This is a genomic window from Janthinobacterium sp. 35 (assembly GCF_002754575.1).
In the GTDB taxonomy this organism is placed as follows: domain Bacteria; phylum Pseudomonadota; class Gammaproteobacteria; order Burkholderiales; family Burkholderiaceae_D; genus Janthinobacterium; species Janthinobacterium tructae.
Window position 1 is genome coordinate 1,986,416 of record NZ_PEFN01000001.1, and the last position, 26,211, is coordinate 2,012,626.

23 protein-coding genes are annotated in these 26,211 nt (G+C 62.1%); 11 read left to right on the plus strand and 12 right to left on the minus strand.

What is annotated here, in order from left to right; genetic code table 11:
• Positions 1-35: 35 nt before the first annotated feature.
• From CLU93_RS08930 to bamE, 4 genes are read left to right on the plus strand one after another with little or no spacing between them, the layout of a single operon-like run.
• Positions 36-497 carry a GNAT family N-acetyltransferase gene (locus CLU93_RS08930; RefSeq protein ID WP_099760803.1) on the plus strand — a complete coding sequence of 154 codons (462 nt, stop codon included), beginning with the start codon at positions 36-38 and terminating at the stop codon, positions 495-497.
• Positions 494-853: a nucleotide pyrophosphohydrolase gene (locus tag CLU93_RS08935; protein ID WP_099760804.1), complete on the plus strand. Its 360-nt coding sequence runs from the start codon at positions 494-496 to the stop codon at positions 851-853. The genes CLU93_RS08930 and CLU93_RS08935 overlap by 4 nt, the downstream gene beginning before the upstream one ends.
• Before the next feature lie 49 nt (positions 854-902).
• Complete coding sequence (locus tag CLU93_RS08940; RefSeq protein WP_099760805.1) at positions 903-1,691, plus strand: hypothetical protein; 789 nt, start codon at positions 903-905, stop codon at positions 1,689-1,691.
• Positions 1,688-1,996: an outer membrane protein assembly factor BamE domain-containing protein gene (gene bamE / locus CLU93_RS08945; RefSeq protein ID WP_099760806.1), complete on the plus strand. Its 309-nt coding sequence runs from the start codon at positions 1,688-1,690 to the stop codon at positions 1,994-1,996. The genes CLU93_RS08940 and bamE overlap by 4 nt, the downstream gene beginning before the upstream one ends.
• Before the next feature lie 92 nt (positions 1,997-2,088).
• On the opposite strand, the gene CLU93_RS08950 is transcribed toward bamE, so the two are convergent.
• The 3 genes from CLU93_RS08950 to CLU93_RS08960 all read right to left on the minus strand — a co-directional run bounded on the left by CLU93_RS08950 (position 2,089) and on the right by CLU93_RS08960 (position 7,468).
• Entirely contained in the window at positions 2,089-3,732 is a 1,644-nt protein-coding gene (locus CLU93_RS08950) for a methyl-accepting chemotaxis protein (RefSeq protein WP_099760807.1), read from the minus strand.
• A 456-nt stretch (positions 3,733-4,188) separates the two neighbouring features.
• A complete protein-coding gene (locus CLU93_RS08955) occupies positions 4,189-6,351 on the minus strand; it encodes a DEAD/DEAH box helicase (protein WP_099760808.1) in 2,163 nt (720 codons plus the stop codon).
• A 271-nt stretch (positions 6,352-6,622) separates the two neighbouring features.
• Positions 6,623-7,468, minus strand: coding sequence for an alpha/beta fold hydrolase (locus CLU93_RS08960; protein ID WP_099760809.1), 846 nt, complete (start codon positions 7,466-7,468; stop codon positions 6,623-6,625).
• 134 nt (positions 7,469-7,602) lie between these two features.
• On the opposite strand from CLU93_RS08960, the gene CLU93_RS08965 reads away from it, so the two are divergent.
• Positions 7,603-9,219 carry a M28 family peptidase gene (locus CLU93_RS08965; RefSeq protein ID WP_099760810.1) on the plus strand — a complete coding sequence of 539 codons (1,617 nt, stop codon included), beginning with the start codon at positions 7,603-7,605 and terminating at the stop codon, positions 9,217-9,219.
• Positions 9,220-9,337: 118 nt separating this feature from the next.
• On the opposite strand, the gene CLU93_RS08970 is transcribed toward CLU93_RS08965, so the two are convergent.
• The 3 genes from CLU93_RS08970 to CLU93_RS08980 form a co-directional block, all read right to left on the minus strand.
• The gene (locus CLU93_RS08970; protein WP_071079630.1) at positions 9,338-9,754 is read right to left on the minus strand and encodes an SRPBCC family protein; all 417 of its coding nucleotides are present in this window, start codon (positions 9,752-9,754) and stop codon (positions 9,338-9,340) included.
• Between the two features lie 129 nt (positions 9,755-9,883).
• Positions 9,884-10,582, minus strand: a complete 699-nt coding sequence (locus CLU93_RS08975) for a dienelactone hydrolase family protein (RefSeq protein WP_099760811.1) — start codon at positions 10,580-10,582, stop codon at positions 9,884-9,886.
• A gap of 91 nt (positions 10,583-10,673) precedes the next feature.
• Entirely contained in the window at positions 10,674-13,610 is a 2,937-nt protein-coding gene (locus CLU93_RS08980) for a polymer-forming cytoskeletal protein (RefSeq protein WP_099760812.1), read from the minus strand.
• Between the two features lie 115 nt (positions 13,611-13,725).
• On the opposite strand from CLU93_RS08980, the gene CLU93_RS08985 reads away from it, so the two are divergent.
• A complete protein-coding gene (locus CLU93_RS08985) occupies positions 13,726-14,730 on the plus strand; it encodes a GlxA family transcriptional regulator (protein WP_099760813.1) in 1,005 nt (334 codons plus the stop codon).
• Between the two features lie 12 nt (positions 14,731-14,742).
• Here the strand turns inward: CLU93_RS08985 and CLU93_RS08990 are convergent, their stop codons facing one another.
• Both CLU93_RS08990 and CLU93_RS08995 read right to left on the minus strand, forming a co-directional pair.
• The gene (locus CLU93_RS08990) at positions 14,743-14,976 is read right to left on the minus strand and encodes a hypothetical protein (RefSeq protein ID WP_099760814.1); all 234 of its coding nucleotides are present in this window, start codon (positions 14,974-14,976) and stop codon (positions 14,743-14,745) included.
• Between the two features lie 116 nt (positions 14,977-15,092).
• Positions 15,093-16,199, minus strand: a complete 1,107-nt coding sequence (locus tag CLU93_RS08995; RefSeq protein ID WP_099760815.1) for an S-(hydroxymethyl)glutathione dehydrogenase/class III alcohol dehydrogenase — start codon at positions 16,197-16,199, stop codon at positions 15,093-15,095.
• Between the two features lie 207 nt (positions 16,200-16,406).
• Here CLU93_RS08995 and CLU93_RS09000 point away from each other — a divergent pair, with 207 nt between their 5' ends.
• The 3 genes from CLU93_RS09000 to CLU93_RS09010 all read left to right on the plus strand — a co-directional run bounded on the left by CLU93_RS09000 (position 16,407) and on the right by CLU93_RS09010 (position 19,290).
• Positions 16,407-17,855: a PQQ-dependent sugar dehydrogenase gene (locus tag CLU93_RS09000; RefSeq protein ID WP_099760816.1), complete on the plus strand. Its 1,449-nt coding sequence runs from the start codon at positions 16,407-16,409 to the stop codon at positions 17,853-17,855.
• A 146-nt stretch (positions 17,856-18,001) separates the two neighbouring features.
• A complete protein-coding gene (locus CLU93_RS09005; RefSeq protein WP_099760817.1) occupies positions 18,002-18,445 on the plus strand; it encodes a thioesterase family protein in 444 nt (147 codons plus the stop codon).
• 59 nt (positions 18,446-18,504) lie between these two features.
• Entirely contained in the window at positions 18,505-19,290 is a 786-nt protein-coding gene (locus CLU93_RS09010; protein ID WP_099760818.1) for a substrate-binding periplasmic protein, read from the plus strand.
• Between the two features lies 1 nt (position 19,291).
• On the opposite strand, the gene CLU93_RS28550 is transcribed toward CLU93_RS09010, so the two are convergent.
• From CLU93_RS28550 to CLU93_RS09020, 3 genes are all read right to left on the minus strand, one after another.
• Entirely contained in the window at positions 19,292-19,453 is a 162-nt protein-coding gene (locus CLU93_RS28550; RefSeq protein ID WP_257224915.1) for a DUF3016 domain-containing protein, read from the minus strand.
• Positions 19,387-19,683 carry a hypothetical protein gene (locus tag CLU93_RS09015; RefSeq protein ID WP_257225149.1) on the minus strand — a complete coding sequence of 99 codons (297 nt, stop codon included), beginning with the start codon at positions 19,681-19,683 and terminating at the stop codon, positions 19,387-19,389. Before CLU93_RS09015 ends, CLU93_RS28550 begins: the two co-directional genes overlap by 67 nt.
• A gap of 162 nt (positions 19,684-19,845) precedes the next feature.
• Complete coding sequence (locus tag CLU93_RS09020) at positions 19,846-20,349, minus strand: DUF3016 domain-containing protein (RefSeq protein ID WP_099760819.1); 504 nt, start codon at positions 20,347-20,349, stop codon at positions 19,846-19,848.
• 433 nt (positions 20,350-20,782) lie between these two features.
• Here CLU93_RS09020 and CLU93_RS09025 point away from each other — a divergent pair, with 433 nt between their 5' ends.
• Positions 20,783-22,294: a DUF3369 domain-containing protein gene (locus CLU93_RS09025; RefSeq protein WP_099760820.1), complete on the plus strand. Its 1,512-nt coding sequence runs from the start codon at positions 20,783-20,785 to the stop codon at positions 22,292-22,294.
• Between the two features lie 234 nt (positions 22,295-22,528).
• Here the strand turns inward: CLU93_RS09025 and CLU93_RS09030 are convergent, their stop codons facing one another.
• Positions 22,529-24,475 (minus strand): GAF domain-containing sensor histidine kinase, encoded by a 1,947-nt coding sequence (locus CLU93_RS09030; RefSeq protein ID WP_099760821.1) that lies wholly within the window; start codon positions 24,473-24,475, stop codon positions 22,529-22,531.
• 185 nt (positions 24,476-24,660) lie between these two features.
• Here CLU93_RS09030 and CLU93_RS09035 point away from each other — a divergent pair, with 185 nt between their 5' ends.
• Complete coding sequence (locus CLU93_RS09035; RefSeq protein ID WP_099760822.1) at positions 24,661-26,208, plus strand: C13 family peptidase; 1,548 nt, start codon at positions 24,661-24,663, stop codon at positions 26,206-26,208.
• The last annotated feature ends 3 nt before the right edge of the window (positions 26,209-26,211 follow it).

Here is a 26,211-nt window from a genome sequence, read left to right on the forward strand (position 1 = left end):
ACCATGGGGGAATCTCAGTCAACATGCTTTCCCCCATGCAAATTCACCTGGAATCGCCGCAGCAAGCCGATGTGCAAACCCTGATCGCCGAGCTTGATGCCTATCAACAGACCCTGTATCCGGCCGAGTGCGTGTATTCGCTGGACCTGGCGTCCGTGCCGCCCGATACCCTGCTGTTTGCCGTCGCCCGCGATGCGGCAGGCACGGCGCGCGCCTGCGGCGCCATCGTCGTCACGCCCGATTTCGGCGAGCTCAAGCGCATGTATGTGCACCCGGACAGCCGTGGCCTGGGCCTGGCCAGGCGCCTGCTGGCCTTGCTGGAAGAGCAGGCGCTGGCGCGCGGCTGCCGCTTGCTGACCCTGGAAACGGGCATCCACCAACCCGCCGCGATCGCCCTGTACGCGCGCCATGGCTACCAGCGGCGCGGGCCGTACGGCGACTATCCCGACGATCCATTCAGTATCTTCATGGAAAAACCGCTGCAGGTGGCGGCATGAACGCGCCTGCCGACAGTCTGCTTGATATCCGCGCGCGCCTGCGCGCCTTTGCCGCCGAGCGCGACTGGGACCAGTTCCACACGCCGAAAAACCTGGCCATGGCCCTGTCCGTGGAAGTGGCCGAACTGGCCGAGCACTACCAGTGGCTGCCCACGGGCGCGGACAGCGAGCTGGACGAGGCCAAACGCACGGGCATCCGCCACGAACTGGCCGACGTGCTGATGTACCTGGTACGCCTGGCCGACAAGAGCGGCGTCGACCTGCATGCGGCCGTGCTGGAAAAGATGGCGCTCAACGCACTGAAATATCCGGCGCAGCAGGTGCGCGGCGACGCGCGCAAATACAGCGAATACTGAGACACTCACGCGTGCGTGGCTGCCGCGCAAAAAGGCGTAGCATCGGGCCATGCGTATTCCTCTTTCCCTGCTGCTCGTCTGCCTGCTCCATGGCCCGGTCGCCCTGGCGCAAACTGCGCCCGTGCCGCAAGTCAAAGTGGACGCCACGCGCGACCCCGTGGATAAATCCTACCGCAAGATGCTGCAGGGCGCGGAGCGTTTCGAGCGCGACCATGCGCTGGCGCCGCAAGCGGTGCTGCGCTTCCGTTTGCTGCCGCGCCAGCCCGGCGTGGACATGACGGGCGTGCAGTTGCGCATCGCCGGTGACACCGTCAGCATCTCGCTGCCCCTGGCCGAGGACAACAGCTTTGCCCCCGTGCGCAACGCGCAGGCCGCGCGCGAGGATGCCGTGCTGATCGCCAACCGCAAGGCGACCAGCATGAGCTGGCGCGCGCAAGTCATCACGCCCGGCTTGCCACCCGACACGCGGCGCCTGGGTGACTTGCGCCTGGAATGTCGCGCCGGCATGGATTCGGGCCTGATTTCGAACGACCCGCAAATCATCGCCTGGCTATCCAGCATGCTCTACAGCACGGATAAAGTGTGTTCCGAGCCAGACGGCAATTATTTGTTCTTCACGGATCGCCCCCTGTTCGGCGTGACCCTCGTGCATGGCGAACGCAGGATTGCGCTACCGTTTACCATGCTGTACGCGGGCGGCGAGCAAACACCCGCCTCGCTACCCTATTGCGATTGCCAGGTCTTGCTTGACCGCACGTATTACGCGCCCCTGTGGGATAGCAACTGGCCCAACGATACCCTGCTGGAATTTACTTATATGGATGAGGTGGCGCCATGAAATGGCTGGTCTTCGCCTTGCTGACGCTGCTCACCGGGTGCTCGGGCACGCGCGCCTTGCAGGCAAGTAAAACGGTGCCTTACGCTACCCTGGAGCAGACGGTGCAAATAGGCAGCAGCACGCGCGAACAGGTGCGCGCCGCGCTGGGCGACAGCACGTCCATCCGTTTCGACAGCGGCAATGAAGTGTGGATGTACACCTACCCGGCCGCCTCGGGCGCGCAGGGAGAATATGTGATTCTGTTTGGCGGGGATGGGGTGGTGAAGAAGGTGCGCAGCGGGGAAGTGTATCGGGTGAAGAAGTAAGAGTACCCCAAAAGCAAACTGGGGGGAATGCTCCCAATGGGAAGCATTCCGGTCACGCAGTGACGGACCCCGGCCTTTCGCCGTTGGGGTAATTAGCGCGCCTTCAGCAAAGCGCGCGACGCCACGCCCGCCCCCACGCCGCGCCCCACGCCGGCAACCTTGCGCTTGGGCGAGGCCTTCAGTTTGAAGATGCCGATCGACTGTGCCACGCTCTCGGTGCGCCGCGCCAGGTTGGTGGCGGCTGCGGCCGCCTGCTCCACCAGCGCCGCATTCTGCTGCGTGATGCCATCCATGTGGATGACAGCCTGGTTGACTTGGCCGATACCCTGGTTCTGCTCGCGCGTGGTCGAGGAAATCTCGTCCATCATTTCCGTCACGCGGGCCACGGAGGCGATCACTTCCGCCATGGTGGCGCCCGCATTGCTGGTCAGCACGCTGCCCGCATTCACGGTGGCGATCGAATGGTCGATCAGGTGCTTGACTTCCTTGGCCGCCGTCGCCGAGCGCTGCGCCAGGCTGCGCACTTCACCGGCCACGACGGCGAAGCCACGGCCATGCTCGCCCGCACGCGCCGCTTCCACGGCCGCGTTCAAGGCCAGGATATTCGTCTGGAAAGCGATGCCGTCGATCAAGCCGATAATGTCGAGAATCTTGCGCGACGAGGTGCTGATCTCATCCATCGTGGTAACCACTTCGCTGACGATGGTGCCGCCCTTGGCCGCGACGGTCGACGCCTGCACCGCCAGCTTATTGGCCGTGTCCACGTGGTCGGCGCTGTTTTGCACGGTGGACGTCAGTTCTTCCATGCTCGCTGCCGTCTGCTCCAGGCTGGACGCCTGCGATTCCGTGCGGCTGGACAAGTCCATATTGCCCGTGGCAATTTCCGCCGTCGTGACGCGGATATCCTCGAAGTTGGCGCGCACGTCGCCGATGATGCTGTGCAAGTTGATATTGGTCTGGCGCAAGGCCGCCATCAATTGACCCATGTCGTCGTCGCGCACCTTGTCGATGACGCCCGTCAGGTCGCCACCGGCCATTTTGCGCGCCATCGTGATGGCGTCGCCCAGCGGCGCGACGAGCGAATTGTGCAGATGGGCCCAGAAATACAGCATCAGCGCGACGGCGGCGGCAGCGGCACCGCTGAACCAGCTGCGCGTGGCCGTGCTCGTGTCGCCATCGATACTCCACACGGCGCAGCCGAGGATGGCCAGCACCACGCCGAAGACGATGCAATGCAGGGCCAGGTCTTGCGACAGGCTCAGCTTGCGCCACTCGGCCAGCTTGGCGGCCCAGCCCTGGCGCACGACGCGGCCATTGCGGATCGCCAGGTTGGCGCTATTGCCGTCCTTGAAACTTTTATACAGGGCCGCCGCTTCGTTGATCTGCTCGCGCGTGGGCTTGGTGCGCACGGACATATAGCCGATCGGACGGCCGTTCTCGATGACGGGCGTGATGTTGGCGAAGACCCAATAAAAATCGCCATTCTTGCAGCGGTTCTTGACCATACCGGTCCATGGCATGCCCGTCTTGATGGTATCCCACAGGTCGGCAAATGCTTCGACCGGCATATCGGGATGACGCAGAATATTCTGTGGTGCACCCAGCAGTTCCGTTTCCAAGAAACCGCTGACTTCAATGAAATACTGATTGGCGTAATTGATGTTTCCCTGTAAATCCGTGGTGGAAACAATCGTCATGCCTTCATTTAATACGTATTCCTTTTGCGTGATAGGCATATTGACCCGCATCGTCGCTCCTCTATTTTTTTTCAACTAGCATAACAAAATTATAAAAACAATATACCACATCAAGCACCCATGATATATCGCCCCGGCGACAGTGACGCTGGTCAAACAATTTAATAAAAGTCAATTTATTTATGATTTATAATTTACTTTGATTCAACTAGATTGATTTTATTGAAATGCAAAATTCAAATTGCGTGCAGGTGCAATAATTAATAAAAAATTATGCATTGATGTCACGGGCAATAAATATGGTACTTTCGCCGATCAAAAAGACGCGCAGGCATTGCGATAAAGGCCAGCACATGGCGACGCCTGCCGCCAACAATAATGCAGCAACAATATTCATTTCTTGAGGGAAAATAAAAACTGGCGCGAACGCGCCAGTGGGGGAACTGTCTCCAATCCGCGACACAGGCGCCGGGGAGGCGCCTGGGAAGGGATGGCTTACTTGAACGTTTTACGCGGTGGCGACTTTGGACGCGCTGGCGCCGGTTTGCGCTCGGTCGTGCCGTCATCGAGGCTGATGCGCAGTTTCTGGCCCGACACGACGACCGATTTCAGGTGGTCGAGGATTTCCGGCGGCATGCCTTCCGGCAAGTCCAGCACGCTGTAGTTGTCAAAGATATCGATACGGCCGATATGCTTGGCTTCCAGGTTCGCTTCGTTGGCGATGGCGCCCACGATGTTGCTTGGCGTCACGGCGTGCTCACGGCCCACTTCGATGCGGTAAGCCGTCACGCCCGGGCGTGGACGTTCCTTCTTCGGCGCGCGCGGCGCAGGTGCTGCCTCGCCCGCGTCCGCTGGTGCATCCTTGAATGCTGGCGCGGCCTTGGCGGCGAACGGCTTGCGCGGCGCGGCTGGCGGCGCCAGGTCCGGTGCATCGCCGTCGCGGCTGATGCGCAATTGTTGACCAGCGACCCACACGCTTTTCAGCTGATCCAGCAATTCTTTCGGCATGGTATCTGGCAAATCCAGGACGCTGTAGTCGTCATAGATTTCGATGCGGCCGATGTTTTTCGAATCGATGCCCGCTTCGTTGGCGATGGCGCCCACGATATTGCCCGGTTTCACGCCATGCTGATGACCGACTTCAATACGGAAAGTCTGCATGCCGGCGTCGGCAGGACGGGAAATGCGCTCCTTTTTCGGGAAGGCCGGACGTTCGCCACGCTCGCTGCGCTCGTTACGCTCGAAACGGTCGCCCCGTTCCGGACGGTCGTTGCGTTCGAAGCGGTCTTGGCGTACCGGACGGTCGTCTTGCCAGGTGGCTTGCTCGCGCGCCTTGTTCTTGTCCAGCAGCAGCGGCGTATTGCCACGCGCCATCTTCGCCAGGGCGGCGGCGATTTCGATGGCGGGAATGTTCTGTTCGCGCTCGAAATCTTCGATCAGCGACTGGAACTGCTCCAGTTCGCCCAGGGCCAGGGTTTCGCTGATCTGTTCCTTGAACTTGGCGATACGCACATCGTTGACGGCTTGGATGGTCGGCAATTCCAGCATGCTGATCGGCTGGCGGGTCGAGCGTTCGATGGCTTTGAGCAAGTTCTTTTCACGCGGGGTGATGAACAAAATCGCTTCGCCGCTGCGGCCGGCACGGCCCGTGCGGCCGATACGGTGGGTATAGCTTTCCGGATCGTGCGGCACGTCGTAGTTGACGACGTGGCTGATGCGCTCGACGTCCAGGCCGCGGGCGGCCACGTCGGTAGCCACGAGGATGTCGATCTTGCCGTCTTTCAACTGCTGGATCGTGCGCTCGCGCTGCGCTTGCTGGATGTCGCCATTGATGGCGGCAGCCGAGAAGCCACGTGCTTGCAGCTTGCCGGCCAGCTCTTCCGTGCCCAGCTTGGTGCGGGCAAAGATGATCATGCCGTCAAACACTTCCGCTTCCAGGATGCGCGTCAAAGCGTCGAGCTTGTGCATGCCCGACACGAGCCAGTAGCGCTGGCGAATGTTGTCGGCCGTGCCCGTCTTGGCGGCGACCGTCACTTCGGCTGGATTGACCAGGTAAGTGGTGGCGATGCGCTTGATGACGGAAGGCATGGTGGCCGAGAACAGCGCCGTTTGATGGCCATCCGGCGTTTCTTTCAAGATGCGTTCGACATCGTCGATAAAGCCCATGCGCAGCATTTCATCGGCTTCGTCCAGCACCAGCGTCTTCAGCTTGGACAGGTCGAGCGAACCCTTGTCCAGGTGATCGATGACGCGGCCAGGGGTGCCGACGATGACGTGCACGCCGCGGCGCAGGGCCGACAGTTGCGGGCCGTAGCTTTGACCGCCGTAGATCGGCAGCACGTGGAAGCCGGGAATGTGGGCGGCGTACACCTGGAACGCTTCGGCGACCTGGATGGCCAGTTCGCGCGTCGGTGCCAGGACCAGGGCTTGGGGTGAGCTTTGTTTCAGATCAATGCGCGACAGGATAGGCAAGGCGAAGGCGGCGGTTTTACCCGTGCCTGTTTGCGCCTGACCCAGCACGTCGCGGTTAGCGAGCAATAATGGAATCGTGGCCGCCTGGATAGGCGACGGTGTTTCGTAACCGACATCCTTGAGCGCGCGAATCAGCGGCTCGCTCAGGTTAAGGTCGGAAAATAAGGAAATTGGTGTATCAGACATGAAATCACTCACAAGTTCGCTCGAATCGCCCAATGCGAAAGAGTGTATCTGCTAGTTTACTCTTTACTGGACCTCACCGGGTGGCTGCATGCCGCAGAACGCCGTTTTTTGCGGCATATGGACCGAAAAAAGGCAGAAAAATCGGTGATCCGCACGCAATCGACGCGTGATTTTGCCAACATTAAATGATACACAACAATGTTCCGCCTGCGCCTGTTCTGCGCGGCAACAGCAACGGCGGGCGCCGCGCCAGCATGGCGCCCGCCGCGTTTCAGGTGCGCAAAAACTCCAGCAAGTCCTCGTTCAGGCGGTCCTTGTGCGTCGTCGCCAGGCCGTGTGGCGCGCCCGCATACACGAGCAGCTTGCTGCCGATGATGAGCTCAGCCGTGCGCCGCGCCGAGGCGGCAATCGGCACGATCTGGTCGTCGTCGCCATGGATCACCAGGGTCGGCACATCGAAGCTGGCCAGGTCGCTGGTGAAATCCGTTTCGGAAAATTGCTTGATGCATAAATAGGATGCCGGCATGCCCGCCTGCATGCCTTGTCGCCAGAAGCTGTCGCGCACGCCCTGCGACGGTGTGGCGCCGGGCCGGTTATAGCCATAGAAAGTCTCGCTCAAGTCGCGGAAGAATTGGCTGCGGTCGGCCTGCACGCCGGCGCGGATGGCGTCAAACGCGGACAGCGGCAAGCCCAGCGGATTGTCGTCCGTTTGCAGCATCAGCGGCGGCACGGCGCCCACCAGCACGGCGCCCGCCAGGCGCTCGGTGCCATGGCGGCCGATGTAGCGCGCCACTTCGCCGCCGCCCGTCGAATGGCCGACCAGGGTGGCGCCCGTCAAGTCCAGCGCGGCGATCAGGGCGGCCAGGTCGTCGGCATAGGTATCCATGTCGTTGCCATCGAACGGCTGGCTGGAGCGGCCATGGCCGCGCCGGTCGTGGGCGATGACGCGGTAGCCGTGCGCAGCCAGATAAAACATCTGGTCTTCCCAGGCGTCGGACGACAGCGGCCAGCCATGACTGAAGACGACGGGCGGGCCGCTGCCCCAATCCTTGTAGTAGATCAGGGTGCCGTCGGCGGTACGCAGGGTATTGCTCGATTGCAAGTCAGTGGCGGTCATGGAACGCTCCTTGTCGGTGGACCAGCGGCCATTGTGGCCGCAATGGCGCGCACACGCCGCGCGCTACGCCAGAGCATTGCGGTAGAGTAAGATTGCCGCTGTTTTGCTTTCCCGTATTCACTTTTGGAGTTGACATGCGTTTTCCCTTCATCCTCGCCGCCAGCCTGTTCAGCACGGCCGCCCTCGCCCAACCGCTCGTTGCCGAAGTACCCCTGCGTGCCCATCTGTCCTTCCTGGCCGACGACTTGCTGGAAGGACGCGGCACGGGCCAGCGCGGCGGCGACCTGGCCGTGCGCTACCTGGAAACGCAGGCGGCCGTGGCCGGCTTGCAGCCATTAAAAGATGGCAGCTACCGCCAGGCGCTGACCATCGTCGGCAGCAAGGCCTTGCCATCGAGCACAGTGACCTTCAGCGCGGGCGGCAAGACCTTGTCTCCCGCCTTCGGCAAGGATATCGTCTTTGGTGCGTCGAATGGCCAGCAGACAGTGGCATTCGACGCGCCCGTCGTGTTTGCCGGCTACGGTATCCGCGCCCCGGAAGAAAACTGGGACGATTTCAAGGGTGTTGATGTAAAAGGCAAATTGCTCATCCTGATGGTCAACGACCCGCAGCCGACCGTTGCCGAAGCAAACCGTTTTGCCGGCAAGTCCCTCACGTATTACGGCCGCTGGGTCTACAAGTACGAGGAAGCGCTGCGCCAGGGCGCCGCCGGGGTCTTGCTGATCCACACGACGGCGTCCGCCTCATATCCGTGGTCGGTGCCCGCCAACGGCTTCGGCCACGAACGCTTCAACCTGGCCGGCGCGGGCAATGCGATGGAAGGCTGGCTGCAGGAAGACATGGCGCGCGCCCTGTTCCAGCAAGCCGGGCAAGACCTGGACGCCTTGCGCGCACAGGCGGAAACGCGCGCGTTCCGCCCCGTGCCCCTGGATGCCACGGTCAGGGTTCAACTCGACAGTCAGGTCCGCAGCATCGAGCAATTCAACGTGGCCGGCATCGTGCCGGGCACGGACCCGAAATTGAAGGACGAAGCCGTGATCTATTCGGCGCACTGGGACCACCTGGGCAAGGATGACGAAGGCCACAGCCGCAGCGGCCAGAGTGACCACATCTACAACGGTGCCATCGACAATGCCTCGGGCGCGGCGGCCCTGCTGGCCATGGCGCAAGTGGCCGTGAAACAACCGGCGCGCCGCACGCAGATCTTCCTGTGGCCGGCTGGCGAGGAAACGGGCATGCTGGGCAGCACGGCCTATACGCGCGCTCCCCTGTGGCCGCTGGCGAAAACGGCCGCCGACCTGAACCTCGACAGCATGAACTTCGTCGGCAAGACGCACGACATCGGCGTGGCCGGCGCCGAGCGCAGCAGCCTGTACGCCAGCGCCGCCAAGGTGGCCAAACGCATGGGCCTGCGCCTGGCGCCGACCATCCCCGACCTGTCCGGCGCGTTTTACCGGGCCGACCATTTCGCGTTTGCCAAGGCCGGCGTGCCCGCCTTCAACGTGGGCTCGGCCGTATTCTCCGGCGACGGCTCCTTCGATTTCGTCAAGGAACCCAAAGCCTCAGGCGAGCGCCTGGTGGCGTTTAAAAAGGATTACCACCAGGTCACCGATGAGTACCACCCGTCGTGGGACTTGTCGGGCATGCTGCAGCAGGCGCAGTTCACCCTGAACCTCGGCTATGAAGTGGCGAACGACAAGAACTTGCCTACTTGGAACAAGGGCGAGGCGTTTGGAAAAGTGAAGCGTTAACGTCTAGCGTAGGTCGGATTAGCGGGGCATCGCCCCGCGTAATCCGACAACATTGTTAGCGCCGGTGGTGGTGTCGGATGACGCGGCGTAGCCGCTAATCCGACCTACACTGGTTGATTCAAATAGCCATAATGCGTTTCAGGTCGACGAACGCCGTCTCATACAAATGTTGAAACGCGCCCACCATGACCTCTTCCACGCCTTCGGCCGCGTCGAACTCGCCCGACCATTCGGCCACGCAGGAAGCGCCGCCCGGTTCGCCCGTGACGCGCAGGGTGGAACGGTAGTTCTTGACGGGGATCGGCCCCGAGACGATGGTGTAGCTGTAGCTCTTGTCCGCTTCGCTGTAGCTTTGCAGGCGTTCGGCGATGATGGCGCCGTCCGTGGTTTTCAGGCGCCGCACGCGGCCGCCGTGCTCAGGCAGGCTGGTCTTGATGGAGCTCGACCATTCAGCCAGCGACTGGAAGCCGCCGATAAAATCCCACACTCGTTCGGCGCTTGCCGCCAATGTTACAGAAACAATTACTTGGGCCATCTTTGATTCGGTTCCTCATCCAGGTTTGCCGGGCGCTGCGCCCGGCCGGCCGGAGATGCCCGGCACAGCCGCTATTTTAGCGCCCATGCGGCTTTACTGCCGAGTCGACAGCGCTGGCGGCGCTCCTGCTTACAGATTTTCCGACAGGAAAATCAAGGAATTGCCATGTGCCTGGGCGGCGGCGCGCTGCTGGTAGCTGTCGCGGTGGGTGCAATTGAAGCCGTGTTCGGCGCCCGGATAGATATGGATTTCCACGTCTTGCCGGTCTTCGAAGCGCTCGGCGATGGTTTGCACGGCTTGCGGCGAAATATGGCTGTCCTGGCCGCCGAAATGCATCAGCAACGGCACCTGGATATGCTCGGCCAGGTCCAGTTTGTTCTGGATGCCGCCGCCGTAATAGGCGATGGCGGCATCGACCAGGCCGGCCGCTGCCGTCTGGAATGACAGGCGGCCGCCGAAGCAGTAACCGATGGAAGCGAGCTTGCCTTCGACTTCAGGCCGCGCGCGCAGGGCGGCGACGGTGGCGGCGATATCAGCGTCGGCATGCGGATTATCGGTGGCCTGCATCAGCTCCACGGCGCGCTTCCAGCCTGCTTCGTCATAGCCCAGCTCGATGTGCGCGCCCGCGCGCCAGAACAGGTCGGGCACCAGCACCACGTAGCCATCGGCCGCGTACTGGTCGGCCACGGCACGGATGTGCTCGTTGACGCCGAAAATTTCCTGCAACAGGATGATGGCGGGGCCTTTGCCGATATGCGGCACGGCCAGGTAAGCCTGGAAGCTGCCGTCCGGGCCGGCGATATCGATCCACTGCGATGTTGTGCTCATAGAAACTCCAGTCTGAGGTTGGGGGAATGCCACAGCCAGGCATGTTACTGGTTTTTCACGCCGCCTGCGTCCGCCCCCCCTTTGCCCAGGCTCAATACATCTCGCGCAGATAAATCACGGGGCCCGATCTGAGGATGCCGAAGACAACAACGCCCACCGTGCTGGCCAGGTAAGGATGGTTACCAACGGAAACGTCCACTCTGCCGGCCTTGCCGGCGCCGGGCGCCAGCAGCGTCAGGCGATTGGCCTGCGGCAACGCGCCTTGCACGACGGCATAGGCCAGGTCATCAGCGGCCAGCTTGCTGCAGTCCAGCGTTTTCTTGCAATTGACAAACACCACCTGCGACTTGTTGAACGCACTGATACTGTCGAGCAGGTTCGTGATCCATTTCGTGCCATTCCAGTACTGCACTTGCACGGCCAGCCGGACGGGCAGCAACTCGGAGCCATAGCCGTGGGCTACCTGCCATTGCCCCGACAGCACGGTCATCCTTGCCTCGTTCTGTATCAATGCCGAACTTGAGCTGACGACGGCGACGCCGGGATACGTGCTGCTGGCGCGCAGCAGCACGTCGGTGGGCGCCACCGTCACCGGCACGCCTGCCTTGCCCGGAAAACGGTAGGCGACCATGGTTCGGGCGATGCCCAGGGTGAATTTCGCGGGCGCCACGCCCGTGACGGTGGTTTGCGCCTTGCTGCCATCGGTGAGGCGGCTGCTGCCATCAGGGGTGCTCGGTGGAAAAGAAATCGTGCCCGTGGCCGCATCCAGGCCTTCGAGCAACACGGGCGCCATGGCACTCGGATTGCGCTCGTCATAATTGGCCGTCGTCGCTCCCCCCAGGGCGCGCGCCGTCACGCGCACGCCTATCGCCTGCCCCGAGTAGGCGTAGCGGCCTTTCTCGCCATCGTTGGCGCAGGTGAGCGGGGCGGCGCACGGCGTGGCGATGCCGTTGCCAGCGGCCGGCTCGTCACTGTCGTCCTTTTTGATCAACTCCGTGATGAAGTGGTGCGGGATGAACTGCACCTCCTCGCTCACGCGTGAGGGCTTGGGCAAGGTTGGCACGGCAGTGTTGGCCTCCAGGTAGCCCTTGGGATTGGCCAATTTGAAGGCGATGGTGATGGTTCCCACTTCCGGCCAGTTCATGTCGCTGCTGGCAACGCTGCCATTCTTGAAAACCACGCCACCCTGAATGTCCGGCTTGGCTGGATTGCTAATCTCGATCGTCGTCGGCTTTACCAGGCTGGCCAGCGTAGGCAGCGCCGTTTCTGACGGCTTTTCATTGCCGAAGTTCGGCGTCACGGCGCCCGCGCTATTGAGCGCGCTCATGCTGACCGTCACTGGCGCGCCTGCGCGCTGGGGGTTGGCGATGGCAACGACGCTGAACGCGTCCGGCACGACGATGACATCGGCGTTGCCCGTCATGCTCAAGCCAGTGTCGCCGCTGGCGCTTGACCCCGTATAGGTCGCTTTCAAATTCACCTTTCCCACATCCGCGTAAGACATGACGGCCGTGGCGACGCCCTGGCCGTTGAACGCCAGGTTGACAGTCTTCCCCAGGGCACTGCAAGCACTGCTGTTATTCGCCGCCAGGGCGATGAAACCACCCGTGCCTTTGATGAAGACGGGCAAAGTGCCGCTGGCGGGATTGCTGTAGCCGCAAGCGAGCGTCAAGTCCTTGTTTTTATTCGCAAACAGGGGCACGCAAGCTTGCTGGTCTCCGCTGGCCTGCACGGCGCTGATGTCAAACGACGGCTGCGTGCCCGAGATATGGTTGGTGGGCGTGAGCATCAAGCCCGTCGCCGCGAACGCCATGTCGCAGCTATTGCTATTGTCCGAGCTGCGCTTGCACACCAGCGCGTCCGTGGCGCCGGGCACGCTGGTCAGGTTCAGGGTGGCCGTGCCGACCGTGTACTGGCGCACGCTGGCCGTCGCCACCCCGCTGCTGCCGATCGGCGTCAACGTGCCGCCGGGGCTGACGGTGACATCCACGCCGCCCGTGTATTTGGCGCTGCAGGCGGCATCCGCGCAGGCCGTCACCGTTACCGTTTGCGGCGCGCACGTCAGGGCCGTGCCTGGGTGGTCGATCTGGAAATGGTGGGGCGCCGCCTGCGTACCCGGACCGCACTTCGGCCCCATCGGTTCATTGAAGGCCCAGCCGCTGTTGTTCGTCACGCAGCTGCACGGATTCGATGGCGTATAGGCCTTGCAGGTGATGGTTTGCTGCACCCGGCCCTGCCAGCCCAGAGTGATGTGGTCAACCTTGGCGTTACCCGTGATATAGGCGTTGGACGAGTCGAGGGTCACTTCCCCTGCGTCCACATTGCCCTTGATGCCATTGCCGGAAGCGATCGACAAGGAATTGCTCGCCTCCACGTCGCCGGTGACGAGCAGGCCGGATGCCTTCAGGTCGATCGTCGGCGATTTCAGGTTACCCGTCACCTGGCTGCCGGAACCGATGGTCAGCGAGGTGGTCGCCGTGATATCGCCCTGGATGCGGGTACTGGCGGCCAGGATATTGACGATGGTGCCGCTGATCGGACCGTTGATGACCGAGCCCGAAGCGATTTCCACCGGGCCCTTGGCGCTGATCTTGCCCGTCACCTTGACGTTGTTCGAGCCCATCTTGATGGTGGTGGCGGAAATATTCGCCGTGACGGTCTGTTCCTGCGCGCCCATGAGGAAAGTGCCGCCCAGGGCGGTCAGGTTTCCTCCCGTCACCTTCAGATTCGACGGATTGATGTCCTTGATGTCGAGATTGCCCTTCACCGTCAGGGCGGCGTTGCCGCTCATCGTCAAGCCCTGGTTATAGCTCATCGCCAGGGAACCGTTGACCGTCACCCCATACGCGCTGCCGATGACGATGACGTCGGTGGAACCCAACGCCAGCGAGCCGCATGTGTATTGCAAGCCATCCGGGCTCAGGCTGCAGCCGCTGACGGCGCCGCCGTTGAAATTGAGCGTGGCCGCCTGGGCAAAAGTTGAGCATAGCAACAGTGTCAGGGTGGCAAAAAAGGGAAATAAGCGCACGATATCCAGGAATCTGATGAATGGGAAGACAGCGGGCGCGTGGGGTATTCCATGCTAATCTATGCCCTCGCTGTTGTTGCATTATGGCAGTATTTTCCACCCACACGTACTTCGCATGATCAAGCAAAGCCCCAAGGAATTTCCCCTGCGTACTGTCGACATCATCGTCTACCCCGGCTTCAAGGCGCTCGAAGCCATCGGCGCCATGAAAGTGTTTGATTACGCCAACACCCATTTGCGCCTGCGCCATCTGCCCGGCGGCTACGACGTGCGCATCGTGTCGACGGCCATCGGGCCCGTCGAGTCCGACACGCTGATGTCGCTGCACGCCAGCAAGGCGCTCGATGTGAACCGCTTGCCCGACCTGGCCGTCATCGTCGGCTGCCACCACGTCGAGCAAGTCTTGCAGGATATTCCCGCCCTCGCCGCCTGGGTGGCCGAGGCGGCGCCGCGCATCGACACGCTGGCGGCGCTGTGCACGGGCTGCTTCTTCCTGGCCGAAGCCGGCGTGCTCGACGGCAAGAGTGCCGCCACGCACTGGAGCGCCGTGGACAGCCTGCGCCAGCGCTATCCATTGATACAGGTCAATGCCGATGCGATTTTCGTGCGGGAAGGAAAATTCTGGACGTCGGCCGGCGTGACGGCCGGCATCGACCTGGCGCTGGCGCTGGTGGAAGACGATTTCAGCCGCGATATCGCGCTGGAAGTGGCGCGCGACCTGGTGGTGTACCTGAAGCGGCCCGGTGGCCAGTCGCAGTTTTCCGTGCACCTGTCGAGCCAGATGACCACGCATCCGACCATCCGCCAGTTGCAGGGCTGGATCATGGAACACTTGGGCGAAGAGCTCGGCATACCGCTGCTGGCGGCCAGGCTGGCCATGAGCGAGCGCAATTTTACGCGCGTATTCCAGCGCGAAACGGGCAGCAGCCCTACGGAATTCATCGAGACGGCGCGCTTTGAAGTGGCCCGTCGCTTGCTGGAAGACAATGTATCGTCCTTAAAACAGGTGGCCGTGCAGGCGGGCTTGCACAGCGAAGACAGGCTGCGCCGCCTGTTTCAAAAGAAACTCGCCATCACGCCGCGCGACTATCGCGAACGCTTTTCCAGCACGGCGCGCTAGGCGCAGGGGATATCAGCGCGACTTGTTGCTGCGCACGTGGCGCGTGGCCAACTGCTGGCGGTGCCAGGCCAGCGGCGTAAACATCAGCGCGCACAGCAGATAGGTGGCCAGCAGCGCCAGCCAGATGGCGGGCGTGGCGAGGATGGCGGCATTGCCCCACCACAAGGCCAGCAGGGAGGACAGGGCCGCGCCGAAGAAGACGGGCAACATGCGGCGCAACGTGGCGAGGTAGGCAGTGGCAAACATGAGCGGCTCCCAAAGCAAGGCGGATGTCTTCACACTAGCAGGCGCAGGCGGCGAAGTACAGCCTGTCGCCCTGCCCCGTCCGTCAAGTGTGGCGCAATGAGTACAGTCAGATAAAATTAATACAACACGACGGAACGGATCGACTCGCCGCTCTTCATCAGGTCGAAGCCTTCATTGATGCGTTCGAGCGGCAAGCGGTGCGTGATCAGGTCGTCGATGTTGAGCTTGCCTTCCATATACCAGTCGACGATCTTCGGCACGTCCGTGCGCCCGCGCGCGCCGCCGAAGGCCGAACCGCGCCATTCGCGCCCCGTCACCAGCTGGAATGGCCGCGTGGAAATTTCCTGGCCGGCTGCCGCCACGCCGATGATGAACGATTTGCCCCAGCCCTTGTGCGTACACTCGAGCGCCTGGCGCATCAAGTTGGTGTTGCCCACGCATTCAAACGAATAATCGGCGCCGCCGTCCGTCAGTTGCACGATGGCATCGACGACGTTGTCCACGTCATTCGGGTTAATAAAATGCGTCATACCGAACTTGCGCGCGATGGCTTGTCGGGCCGGATTGATATCGATGCCGATGATTTTGTCGGCGCCGACCATCTTGGCTGCCTGGATCACGTTCAGGCCGATGCCACCCAGGCCGAACACGGCCACGTTGGCGCCCGCCTCTACCTTGGCGGAGAACAAGACGGCGCCCACGCCCGTCGTCACGCCGCAACCGATGTAGCACACCTTGTCGAACGGCGCGTCTTCGCGGATCTTGGCGAGAGCGATTTCCGGCACGACGATATAGTTCGAAAAAGTGGAGGTACCCATGTAGTGGAACAGCGGCTGGCCATTCAGCGAAAAGCGGCTGGTGGCGTCCGGCATCAGGCCACGGCCCTGCGTGGAGCGGATGGCCTGGCACAAATTCGTCTTTTGCGACAGGCAGAACTTGCACTGGCGGCATTCCGGCGTGTACAGGGGAATGACGTGGTCATCCTTTTTCAGGGTCGTCACGCCCGGGCCCACGTCGACGACGACGCCGGCGCCTTCATGGCCGAGGATGGCGGGGAAGATGCCTTCCGGATCGGCGCCCGACAAGGTGTAGTAATCGGTATGGCAAATGCCCGTGGCTTTCAGCTCGACCAGCACTTCGCCGGCGCGCGGGCCGGCCAGGTCGACTTCTTCGATGGTCAACGGGGCGCCCGCCTTCCAGGCAATCGCGGCTTTGGTTTTCATGGGATGGTTTCCTGCTCGGTTTCAGATGCGCCATTATCGGGCGCTGGCGGACGTGGCGGGGCAAGGGGCCCCGCGCTTGTCTGAAAACGCGGCGCATTTGTCCGCTGCCGCCGCACGTTTGCGCCAGCTCAAACTTCCCAACACAAAGACGCGCATTCTTGGCACATCCTTTGAGCAGTCGTTGCGTCATTCCCGCAGGAGACTGACATGCGCCATTTCCTTTCCCGCCTCCCCGGCTCCTGGCTGGCCCTGCTGCTGGTATGCTGCCTGGCCCTGCTGGCTGCCTGTGGCGGCGGCCACGATCACCACCCGCCCGGCGCCACCACGGGTGACCTGACAATCAGCATCGGCGGCTTGCCGGCCGGCGTAGCGGGCGCTGTCACGCTCACAGGGCCTGCGTCCTACAGCAAGACGCTGACGGCCAGCACCACCTTGACGAACCTGGCACCCGGCGCCTACACGCTCAGCGCCGCCAGCGTGGCGCAAGGCACGCAAACGCTGGCGCCCACGCCCGTCACACAGCAGGTGCAAGTCATTGCGGGGGCGACGGCCAGCGCCGGCGTCAGCTATGCGGCCACGGCACCGCTGGCACTGGCCCTGCAAGAGGTGGCCAGCGGACTGGACGCGCCCATCTTCCTCACGGCGCCGCCCGGCGACAGCCGCCTCTTCATTCTCGAACGGCCCGGCCGCATCCGCGTGCTGCAGAACGGCAACCTGCTGACCACGCCCTTCCTCGATATCAGCCAGCTCACCACCACCAGCGGCGAGCGGGGCTTGCTGTCGCTGGCCTTCCATCCGCAGTACGCCAGCAACGGCTATTTCTTTATCTATTACACCAACCTGGCCGGCGACATCGTCATCGAGCGGCGGCAAGTGTCGGCGGGCAACGCCAACGTGGCCGATCCCCTGTCGGCGCTGACCATCCTCACGATACCCCACCCCACGTTCAGCAACCATTATGGCGGCTTGCTCAGCTTTGGCCCGGATGGCTATCTGACCGCAGGCACGGGCGACGGCGGCAGCGCGGGCGACCCGGCCGGCAATGCGCAAAACACAAATGTGCTGCTCGGAAAACTGCTGCGCCTGGACGTCAACGCCAGCAGGGTAGCCCAGCCATACGCCATTCCACCCGGCAACCCCTTTGCCACGGCGGGCGGGCGCGCCGAAATCTGGGCGTATGGCTTGCGCAACCCGTGGCGCTACGCCTTCGACGTGCCGGCCCAACTGCTGTATATCGCCGACGTGGGCCAGGCCAATTGGGAAGAGGTCGATGTGCGTCCCGTGGGCCAGGCTGGCAACAACTATGGCTGGAACATCATGGAAGGATTGCATTGCTACAACAGCGCCAGTTGCAACCAGGCGGGGCTGGTCCTGCCCGCCATCACGTACAGCAACGATACGGCCAACGGCTGCTCCATCACGGGCGGCTATGTGTATCGGGGCACGGCCCTGCCGGAACTGGCGGGGCAGTACCTGTATTCGGACTACTGCAGCGGCTGGCTGAAAAGCTTCAGCTACAGTAATGGCATGGCCTCCGCCGTGACGGACTGGGGCATCACCAATGTGGGCAATATCCTGTCGTTTGGCCAGGATGCGCAAAACGAGCTATACATGCTGAGCGGCACTGGCAAGGTGTACCAGATCGTCCGTAAATAAACGTACATAAATAAGCGCACGCAAATAAGCGTGTGCAGACGGACATGGTGGCGCACGCGGCAGAGGGCGTTTTTCGACGGGGCACGGGGAACCGGCTAGAATGGGTTTTTCCCGTCGCGCCCCGCGCACCAGCCCAAGAGAACACCATGGCCCGTTTGAAACTTGAATTTCCCGAAGACCAGTACTGCTATTCCTCGCAACTGACGGTACGCACCACGGACATCAATGCCGGCAACCATCTCGGCAACGATTCCATGATTTCCATGATTTCCGAGGCGCGCGCCCGCTTCCTGTTTGAATTCGGCGTGCGCGACATTGAAGCGGATGGCACCGGCATCATCGTCACCGACCTGGCCACCACCTACCGTGCCGAAGCTCATGCGCGCGACCAGTTGCTGTTCGAAGTGGGCGTCATGGATTTCAATAAATATGGCGGCGACATCACCTTCCGCATCACGCGTCCGCGCGACAACACCCTGATCGCGATGGCCAAGTCCGGCTTTGTGTTTTTCAACTACAAACGCAGCCAGGTCGTGCCCATGGCGGAAGAGTTCGGCAGCAAGTTCCCGCAGGTGAACTGGATCGATTAACGGCAGCGCCTTGCCACCGTGCTGTATGCTTGCCAGGAAGACATTGAAACTGGAGCGACATGCAAGCAGCGATAACGGCAAGACTGTGCCTGGCCCTGGCGTTGTCGGGCGTGTGGCAAAGCGCCCTGGCCGCGCCGCAAACCGTCATCCTGTATGGCGACGACGACTATGCGCCGTACAGCTATGTGGAAAACGGCGTCTTCAAGGGCATGTACGTCGATATGCTGCGCGCAGCCGCCACAAGCATGCCGGAGTATCGGCTGGACCTGCAGCCGCGCCCCTGGAAACGGGGACTCGCCGCGCTGGAAAAAGGCCAGGTATTCGGTCTGTTCCCGCCCGGGCGCAAGACAGAGCGGCCGTACGTGCAACCGTATTCGGCCATGCTGTACCGCGAATCGGTGGTGCTGTTTTGCCATGACGCCGTCATGCGCAAGCCGCGCACGCACTTCCCGACCGACTTCGCCGGCCTGACCATCGGCGTCAACACGGGTTTTTTGCTGTCGGAAAAATTGATGGCGCCGGCCCGCCAGGGATTGCTGCATCTGGCAGCGGCCAAGGGCAACGATGCCAATCTGAAGAAACTGGCCCTGCGGCGCATCGATTGCTACGCCAGCGACCGCGGCGCGGCCCGCCACACGGCACGCCAGCTGCAAGGAGAACTAAGCAGCTACGGCTTTCAATTGCACGAAGTGCTGGAACTGTCGTCCGAAGCCACGTATATCGCCTACAGCGCACGCAATACGCCCGTCTACAAGGCCGATTTCATCGAGAAGATGAATGCGGCCTTGCTTGCCATGCGGCAGAGCGGCCAGCAGGCACGCATCGAAGAGGCTTACCTGCGCTGAATTACCGGCGCTGCACTTCGCGCGGCTGCAAGCTCATGACGGGACTGCTGCGGCCCTGGAGCTTGACGCCGAAGGTATTCTTGAACCAGTCGTCGATCATGCGCTTTTCATAGCGCAAGGCATCGTTGCGGGAATAACGATTGATATGCTGAAAATAGGACATGTCCGACAGATAAGCGTTGCCGCTGGCAATGACTTTGCCATGCTGCTCGAGCGCCAGGTGAAGTGATTCCCCAGGCCCGCCAGCACCTGTTCCCGGTCGCGCGAGCTGAACGGAACATCGGAATAGTCATCGGGTTTGTCGAACGTCACCTGCACGCCCGCCCAGGCGCTGCTGCCGGCGGCCAGCGCCAATGCGGCCAGCCATGTTTTCGCCATCGTGGAAATACGCATGTGCATTCCTTTCAGAAAAGTCACGGGCAGGCAGATGCCGCCATGCCGCATCTGCCTGCCCCGTTTGACTATAGCCTGAAGTGAAAATTTCCGTGGCGCAATACGTTTCGCGCGGCGGCACGCGCAGCGGCATGCCGCCTGACGGGCTGCCCCCCCCCTCTCTTACTTGCGCGCCTGGCGCTTCACCTTGATGCCAAAAGTATCGGCATACCAGTCATCGATCATCAACTTTTCATAGCGCAACTTTTCATTGCTGAAATAGTGATTGATGCGGTTCAGGTACGACATGTCGGACAGGGCGGCATCGCCACTGCGAATCACCTTGCCATCCTGCTCCAGCACATAGTGCAGGCGCATGCGCGGCCAGTCGACCTGGCCATTCATGACGCGGATATCCTGCCCCGCACGCAGGGAAGGATTTTCACGTCCCGCCAGGTCCACATCCGTGACGTCGATTTTCAAGGTCTGCCCGGGCGGCAGCGATGCGCCCAGTTTCTCGAAATGCCGGCTCAGTTCCTTCAATACCTCATCGCGTTCCTGCGGGTTGAACGCGACATCCGTGTATTGATCCGGTTTGCTGAACTGCACTTCCGTTCCGGCCCAGGCCGCGCTGCTGGCCAGCAAGGCCAGGCCGGCGACCAGGGCGCGCGTCGTTTGCTTTTGCATGATGTACCCTTTCAGGAAATGTGTGTGGCATGCTGCCACTTCTTATACCTGTTCAATATAGCGCGCTACGGCCCATTCTGACGCGCAATTCATACCTTGTTACTTTTCTGATTTCGCGCCAGAAAGGCGAGACGCCGTTTTTTTTGCAGATTCATTGGCAATATTAATTAAAACAAAGTATTGTCTTGAAAATATAGTTGCCTAAGCGATAAAGCATAGATAGTGTCAGCAGCCTGTATTTAAAGTGTTTTTTTAGCACGTGTGTTGCATGTTGTTAGTCAATTTTTCTTGCATATTGTTAATATTTAGCTGTCAGTCTACAATCGACAAAATGCGCCCGAAAAATGCGCAACGCCGGTAATGGCGCACAGGAATTCCTGGCGCAGGCGTCTCAACATTGCGTCAGTTATGCCTTTTAGCGGAACTCGCCCTCATGTCATTTTTGTCTTCAGCATCGCCCAAGTTACCCCCCTGGAAAGTCCTGCTCGTCGATGATGAACCCGACATCCACGACATCACCAAACTGACGCTGAGCCGTTTCCGCCTGGAAGGCCGTGCCCTGAGCTTCGTGCACGCCTACAGCGGCGCCGAAGCCAAGCAGGTGCTGGCGCGCGAAGAAGGCATCGCGCTGGTCTTCCTGGACGTGGTGATGGAACGCGAAGACAGCGGCCTGGAAGTGGCGCGCTGGATGCGCGAAGACCTGGGCAACCAGTTTACGCGCATCGTGCTGCGCACCGGGCAGCCGGGACAGGCGCCGGAGGAGCGGGTGATCGTCAACTACGACATCAACGACTACAAGGAAAAGACGGAACTGGACCGCACCAAGCTGTTCACCACCACCTTTGCCGCCCTGCGCGCCTACCGCGACATCATGAAGGTCGAGGAAGCACGGCTGAGCCAGCTGCACTACCGCGAAGGCCTGGAAAGAGTCATCGCCGCCTCGGCGCATATCTTCAAGCAGCGCAACCTGCGCGACTTCGCCAGCGGCCTGCTGCAGCAAGTCGTCGCCCTGCTGCGCCTGGAAACGAGCATGCTGCTGCGCCTGCGCGGCGCCAGCGCCATCTCGGGCGAGCAGGACTATGAAATCCTCGCGCAGATCGGCGACCATGAAGCCGATGACGGCATCCTCAGCCCTTCCCTGCTGTCACAACTGGACGACGCCAAGAGCAACAAGATCTCGCGCCTGCACGGCGACACCTATGTCGGCTATTTTCCCAACAGCAGCGGCAAGGCGTCCTTGCTGGTCTTGAAGGGCGTGGAAGAAATTTCCGACCTCGACGCGCAATTGCTGGAAGTGTTCTGCTCGGGCGTGGCGATTGCCTTCGACAACATCCTGCTGACGCAGGAAATCACCGATACCCAGGCCGAACTGATCCTGCGCCTGGGCGACGTGGTCGAATCGCGCTCGCACGAAGGCGGCAACCACGTGCGCCGCATGGCCGAAGTGTGCCAGCTGCTGGCGCAAGCCTCTGGCATGTCGGAAGAGGAAACCATGGTGCTGCGCCACGCGGCGCCCATGCATGACATCGGCAAGATTTCCACACCCGACGCGGTGCTGCTGAAACCGGGCAAGCTCGACGCGGCCGAATGGGAAATCATGAAGCAGCATCCGACGGTGGGCATGTCCATCCTCGACGGTTCGCAGCGCCCGCTCTTGAAAGCAGCCGCCGTGATCGCCCACCAGCACCATGAAAAATACGACGGCAGCGGCTACCCGCAAGGTCTGGTCGGTGAAAACATCCACAAATACGCGCGCATCGCCGCCGTCGCCGACGTCTTCGACGCCCTGATGCACAAGCGCTGCTACAAGGACGCCTGGCCCCTGGAGCGGGTAGTGAGCTACCTGCGCGAAGTGAGCGGCAGCCACCTCGATCCGCAGTATGTGGAGTTGCTGATTGCGAACCTCGATGCAGCGCTGGCGTTGAATCAGCGTTTCCCGGATTAGCATGCGTACGTCAGATTACGCGGCTGCGCCGCTAATCTGACCTACGCGATACACACACCGGCAAAACACGCTTCGGCCCAGGTCTCCAATACGGGCATTCCGGGCCAAGCGGACCTGAAAAATGTCGAGGGCAAGGCGCGGCGACGCAGGCGTAGGTCGGATTAGGCCGCAGGCCGTAATCCGACACCACCACCGGCCACGCCAACAATGTTGTCGGATTACGCGGCTACGCCGCTAATCCGACCTACGTGGCTCCAGCGGGAAGCGTATCTTGTAATGCAATCCCATCCCTGGCGCGCTAACCACCTTCACCGTGCCGCCCAGCGGCCCCGTCACCAGGTTGTACAGGATATGCGCACCGAGGCCGCTGCCGCCCGAGCCGCGCTTGGTGGTGAAGAAGGGGTCAAACAGCTGGCCCAGGGTGGCGCTGTCCATGCCCATGCCATCGTCGCTGTAGTCGAGTTCCAGCATCTCGCCGGCCGTCCTGGCACTGATTTTGATCTTGCCCGGCTCGCCTTCGACAAAGCCGTGCACCAGTGAATTGACCACCATGTTCGTGACGATCTGCGAGACGGCGCCCGGGTAGCTGCGCAGCTGCACCTCGGGCGCGCAATCGATCTCCACCCTGACCGGCTTGCCCTTCAGCTTGGGCTGCAGGGATAGCAGGATTTCATCGAGGTATTTGCGCAAGTGAAAGCTGCGCAATTCGTCCGAGGACTGGTCCACGGCCACCTGCTTGAAGCTGCGCACCAGCGCCGCGGCGCGCTGCGTATTCGTCGTCATGATGCGCAGGGTCTGGTCGATGATGTCGAAGAATTGCCGCAAGCCGTCTTCATCGAGCTGGCCGCCGTCCATGTCTTCACGCGTGAGTTTCAATTCCTGCACCAGGTGGCTGGTGGCCGTGACGCATATGCCCAGGGGCGTATTGATTTCATGTGCCACGCCCGCCACCAGGCGCCCCAGCGATGCCAGTTTTTCCTGGCGCACCAGCTCCGACTGCGCTTCCTGCAAGGCGCTCAGGGCGCTGTTCAGGGCCGCGTTCTGCTCTTCCAGCGCTTCCTTGGCCTGGCGCATGGCGCTGTCGGCCTGGATGCGGGCTATCGCCACGGCCACATGGCTGGCCATGAAGGCCAGCACGTCCAGTTCCGCCTGGCCATACACGACGGATTCGTCGTAGCTTTGCACGATGATCACGCCATATTTGCGCTCGCCCAGCAGCATGGGCGCGCCCATCCAGCTGGCGATGCCGACATTGCCCAGCGGCTCGTCCATCTCGCCGCTGGCCACCAGCGCCGCATAGCTGCTGGCATCGAGCAAACACGCTTGCCGGCGCGCCAGCACGTACGAACTCATGCCGATGCCGTAATGGAAGCGTTTCACGGGCGCCTGCGCATCCTTTTCATCGACGAAATACGGGATCGTGATGTCCTTGTTGTCGGGATGGTACAGGGCGATCAGGAAATTCTTCGCCGTCACCAGCTCGCTGATGATGGCGTGCAGGCGCGCGTACAGGGTCGTCGCGTCGGCCGCCTGCGCCGACAGGTTGGCGATTTCATACAGCGCATGCTGCAGGTTTTCCGCGCGGCGCCGCTCGGCCACCTCATGCGCCAGCAGGGCCGTGCGCTCCTGCACCGCCTTTTCCAGCCGGTCCATGCTTTGCATGCCTTGCAGGGCGCTCGACACGTGCGTGGCGATCAGCGCGAACAGGGCCTGGTCTTCCAGGCTGAAGTGGTGCTGCGCGTCGTAGCTCTGGATGACGATGGCGCCCAGCACCTGATGCTGCTGGTCCAGCAGCGGGCAGCCGATCCAGTGCTCGGCCGCCGTGCCGCCGCCCCAGGCGCCGCCACCGATGGCGCGCATGGCGTCGTCGTCGGCCGTCATCACCAGTTGCTTGCGGTTGACGATGACCCACGCCGTGGGCGACTGCGCGGCGCTGGCCAGGCGCACGCCCTCGTCCGGGTCGGGCGCGGCGTCGAATTCATCGACAAAATAGGGAAAGCGCACCAGGCCGTCGTCGTGGTCGCTGAGGGCCACATAAAAGTTCGCCGCATACATGATGCGGCCCAGCGCCGCATGCACCGCCTGCAGGAATTCGCTGATATCGCTGCAGGTGCTCGAGCGCTGCCCGATTTCCAGCAACACGGTTTGAACGGCTTCCAGGCGACTGAGACGGCTTTCCATGGGTAACTGTGTGCCTTGTGTAAGTATATGTTCTGAAAATTAATATTATCAGTTCAGCCCAGCCTTGGCACGGCATAAAACGCACAATCTTGCCTTGAGGCAGCGCAACACACGCCACGCCGGCATTTGCCACCTTGGCGATACAGTGGCAGACTAGGCCCCTTCCTACAGACCAGACCGTCCTCATGACCGCCACGCTACGCGCCTCGCTTCGCCCCTATACCCTCGCCGGCCTGCTGCTCTTTGCCGCGCTGGGCATGCCGCCGCTGTGCGCCGCGCCCGCCAAGGCGCCGGCGGCGGAGACGGCCGATGGCGGACGCTATTTCGGTCCCCTCGTCGCAGGCAAGATGCATGGCCAGGGCCGCCTCGAATACGCGAGCGGCGCGTTTTACGAAGGAGGTTTTGCGCGCGGCGTGTTTTCCGGCCTAGGCAAGCTGCGCCAGGCGTCCGGCGTCGAGTACACGGGCGCCTTCCGCCAGGGCGCCTTCGATGGCCTCGGCCGCTACACCTCGCCCAAGGGCGAGATCTATGCGGGCAGCTTCATCAAGGGCAGCTTCGAGGGGCAAGGCCGCTTCCAGGGCGCCGACGGCGCCACCTTCGAGGGACAGTTCAAGCATTGGCGCCCGCACGGCGCCGGCAAGCTGACCGATACGGACGGTACCGTCTTCGAAGGCGAATTCGTCCAGGGCCAGGTGCAGGGCAAGGCGAAAGTCAGCACCAGCGACGGCATCCACTACGAAGGCGAGCTGAAAGACTGGAAATTCGACGGTGAAGGCGTGCTGCGCACGGCCGACGGCGACGAATACCGGGGCGGTTTCAAGAATGGCCAGTTCGATGGCAAGGGCGTGCTGCGCTACGCCGTGGCGCAGGCGGACGGCCGGCGCGAAGACAGCGGCAACTGGACGGAAGGCCAGCTCGACGACCCGGCCGCAGACAAGCTCACGCGCGACAATATCGAGCTGGCCCTGTACCACCAGCGCGCCCTGCTCGACGGCGCCCTGGCGCGCATCGCGCCGCGCGATGCGGCGAAAAAAATCAATCTGTACCTGCTGGGCGTGGCCGGCGATGGCGCGCAGGAAGTGTTTCACCGCGAAACGGCCTTCGTGCAGCGCCAGTTCGACCGCGATTACGGCACCGTGGGCCGTTCCCTGATGCTGGTCAACAGCCGCAACACGGTGGCGCAGCAGCCGATGGCCACGCGCACCAGCATCGCCGCCAGCCTCGACGCCCTGGGCGCGAAGATGGACAAGGCCAACGACATCCTGTTCCTGTTCCTCACCAGCCACGGCTCGCCCGAGCACGAACTGGCGCTGGCGCAAAACGGCATGGACCTGCACAGCCTGCCCGCGCAAGAGCTGGCGTCCATGCTCAAGCACAGCGGCATCCGCTGGAAAGTCATCGTCGTTTCGGCCTGCTATGCGGGCGGCTTCATTGCGCCCTTAAAAGATGACAACACCCTCATCATCACGGCCGCGCGCAGCGACCGCACCTCGTTCGGCTGTGACGACCAGAACGATTTTACGTACTTCAGCGAAGCGTATTTCAAGGAAGCCTTGCCCAAAAGCGCCGGCTTTGCCGAAGCCTTTGACAAGGCCAAGGTGCTGGTGCAGGCGCGCGAGGCGGCCGACTTCCGCGAAGGCGGCATGGAAGCGGAAGAGCATTCCGAGCCGCAGCTATTCCAGGGCAAGGCCATCGCCGCACAGCTGAAGGCGTGGCGCGCCCAGCCGCGTTAAGCA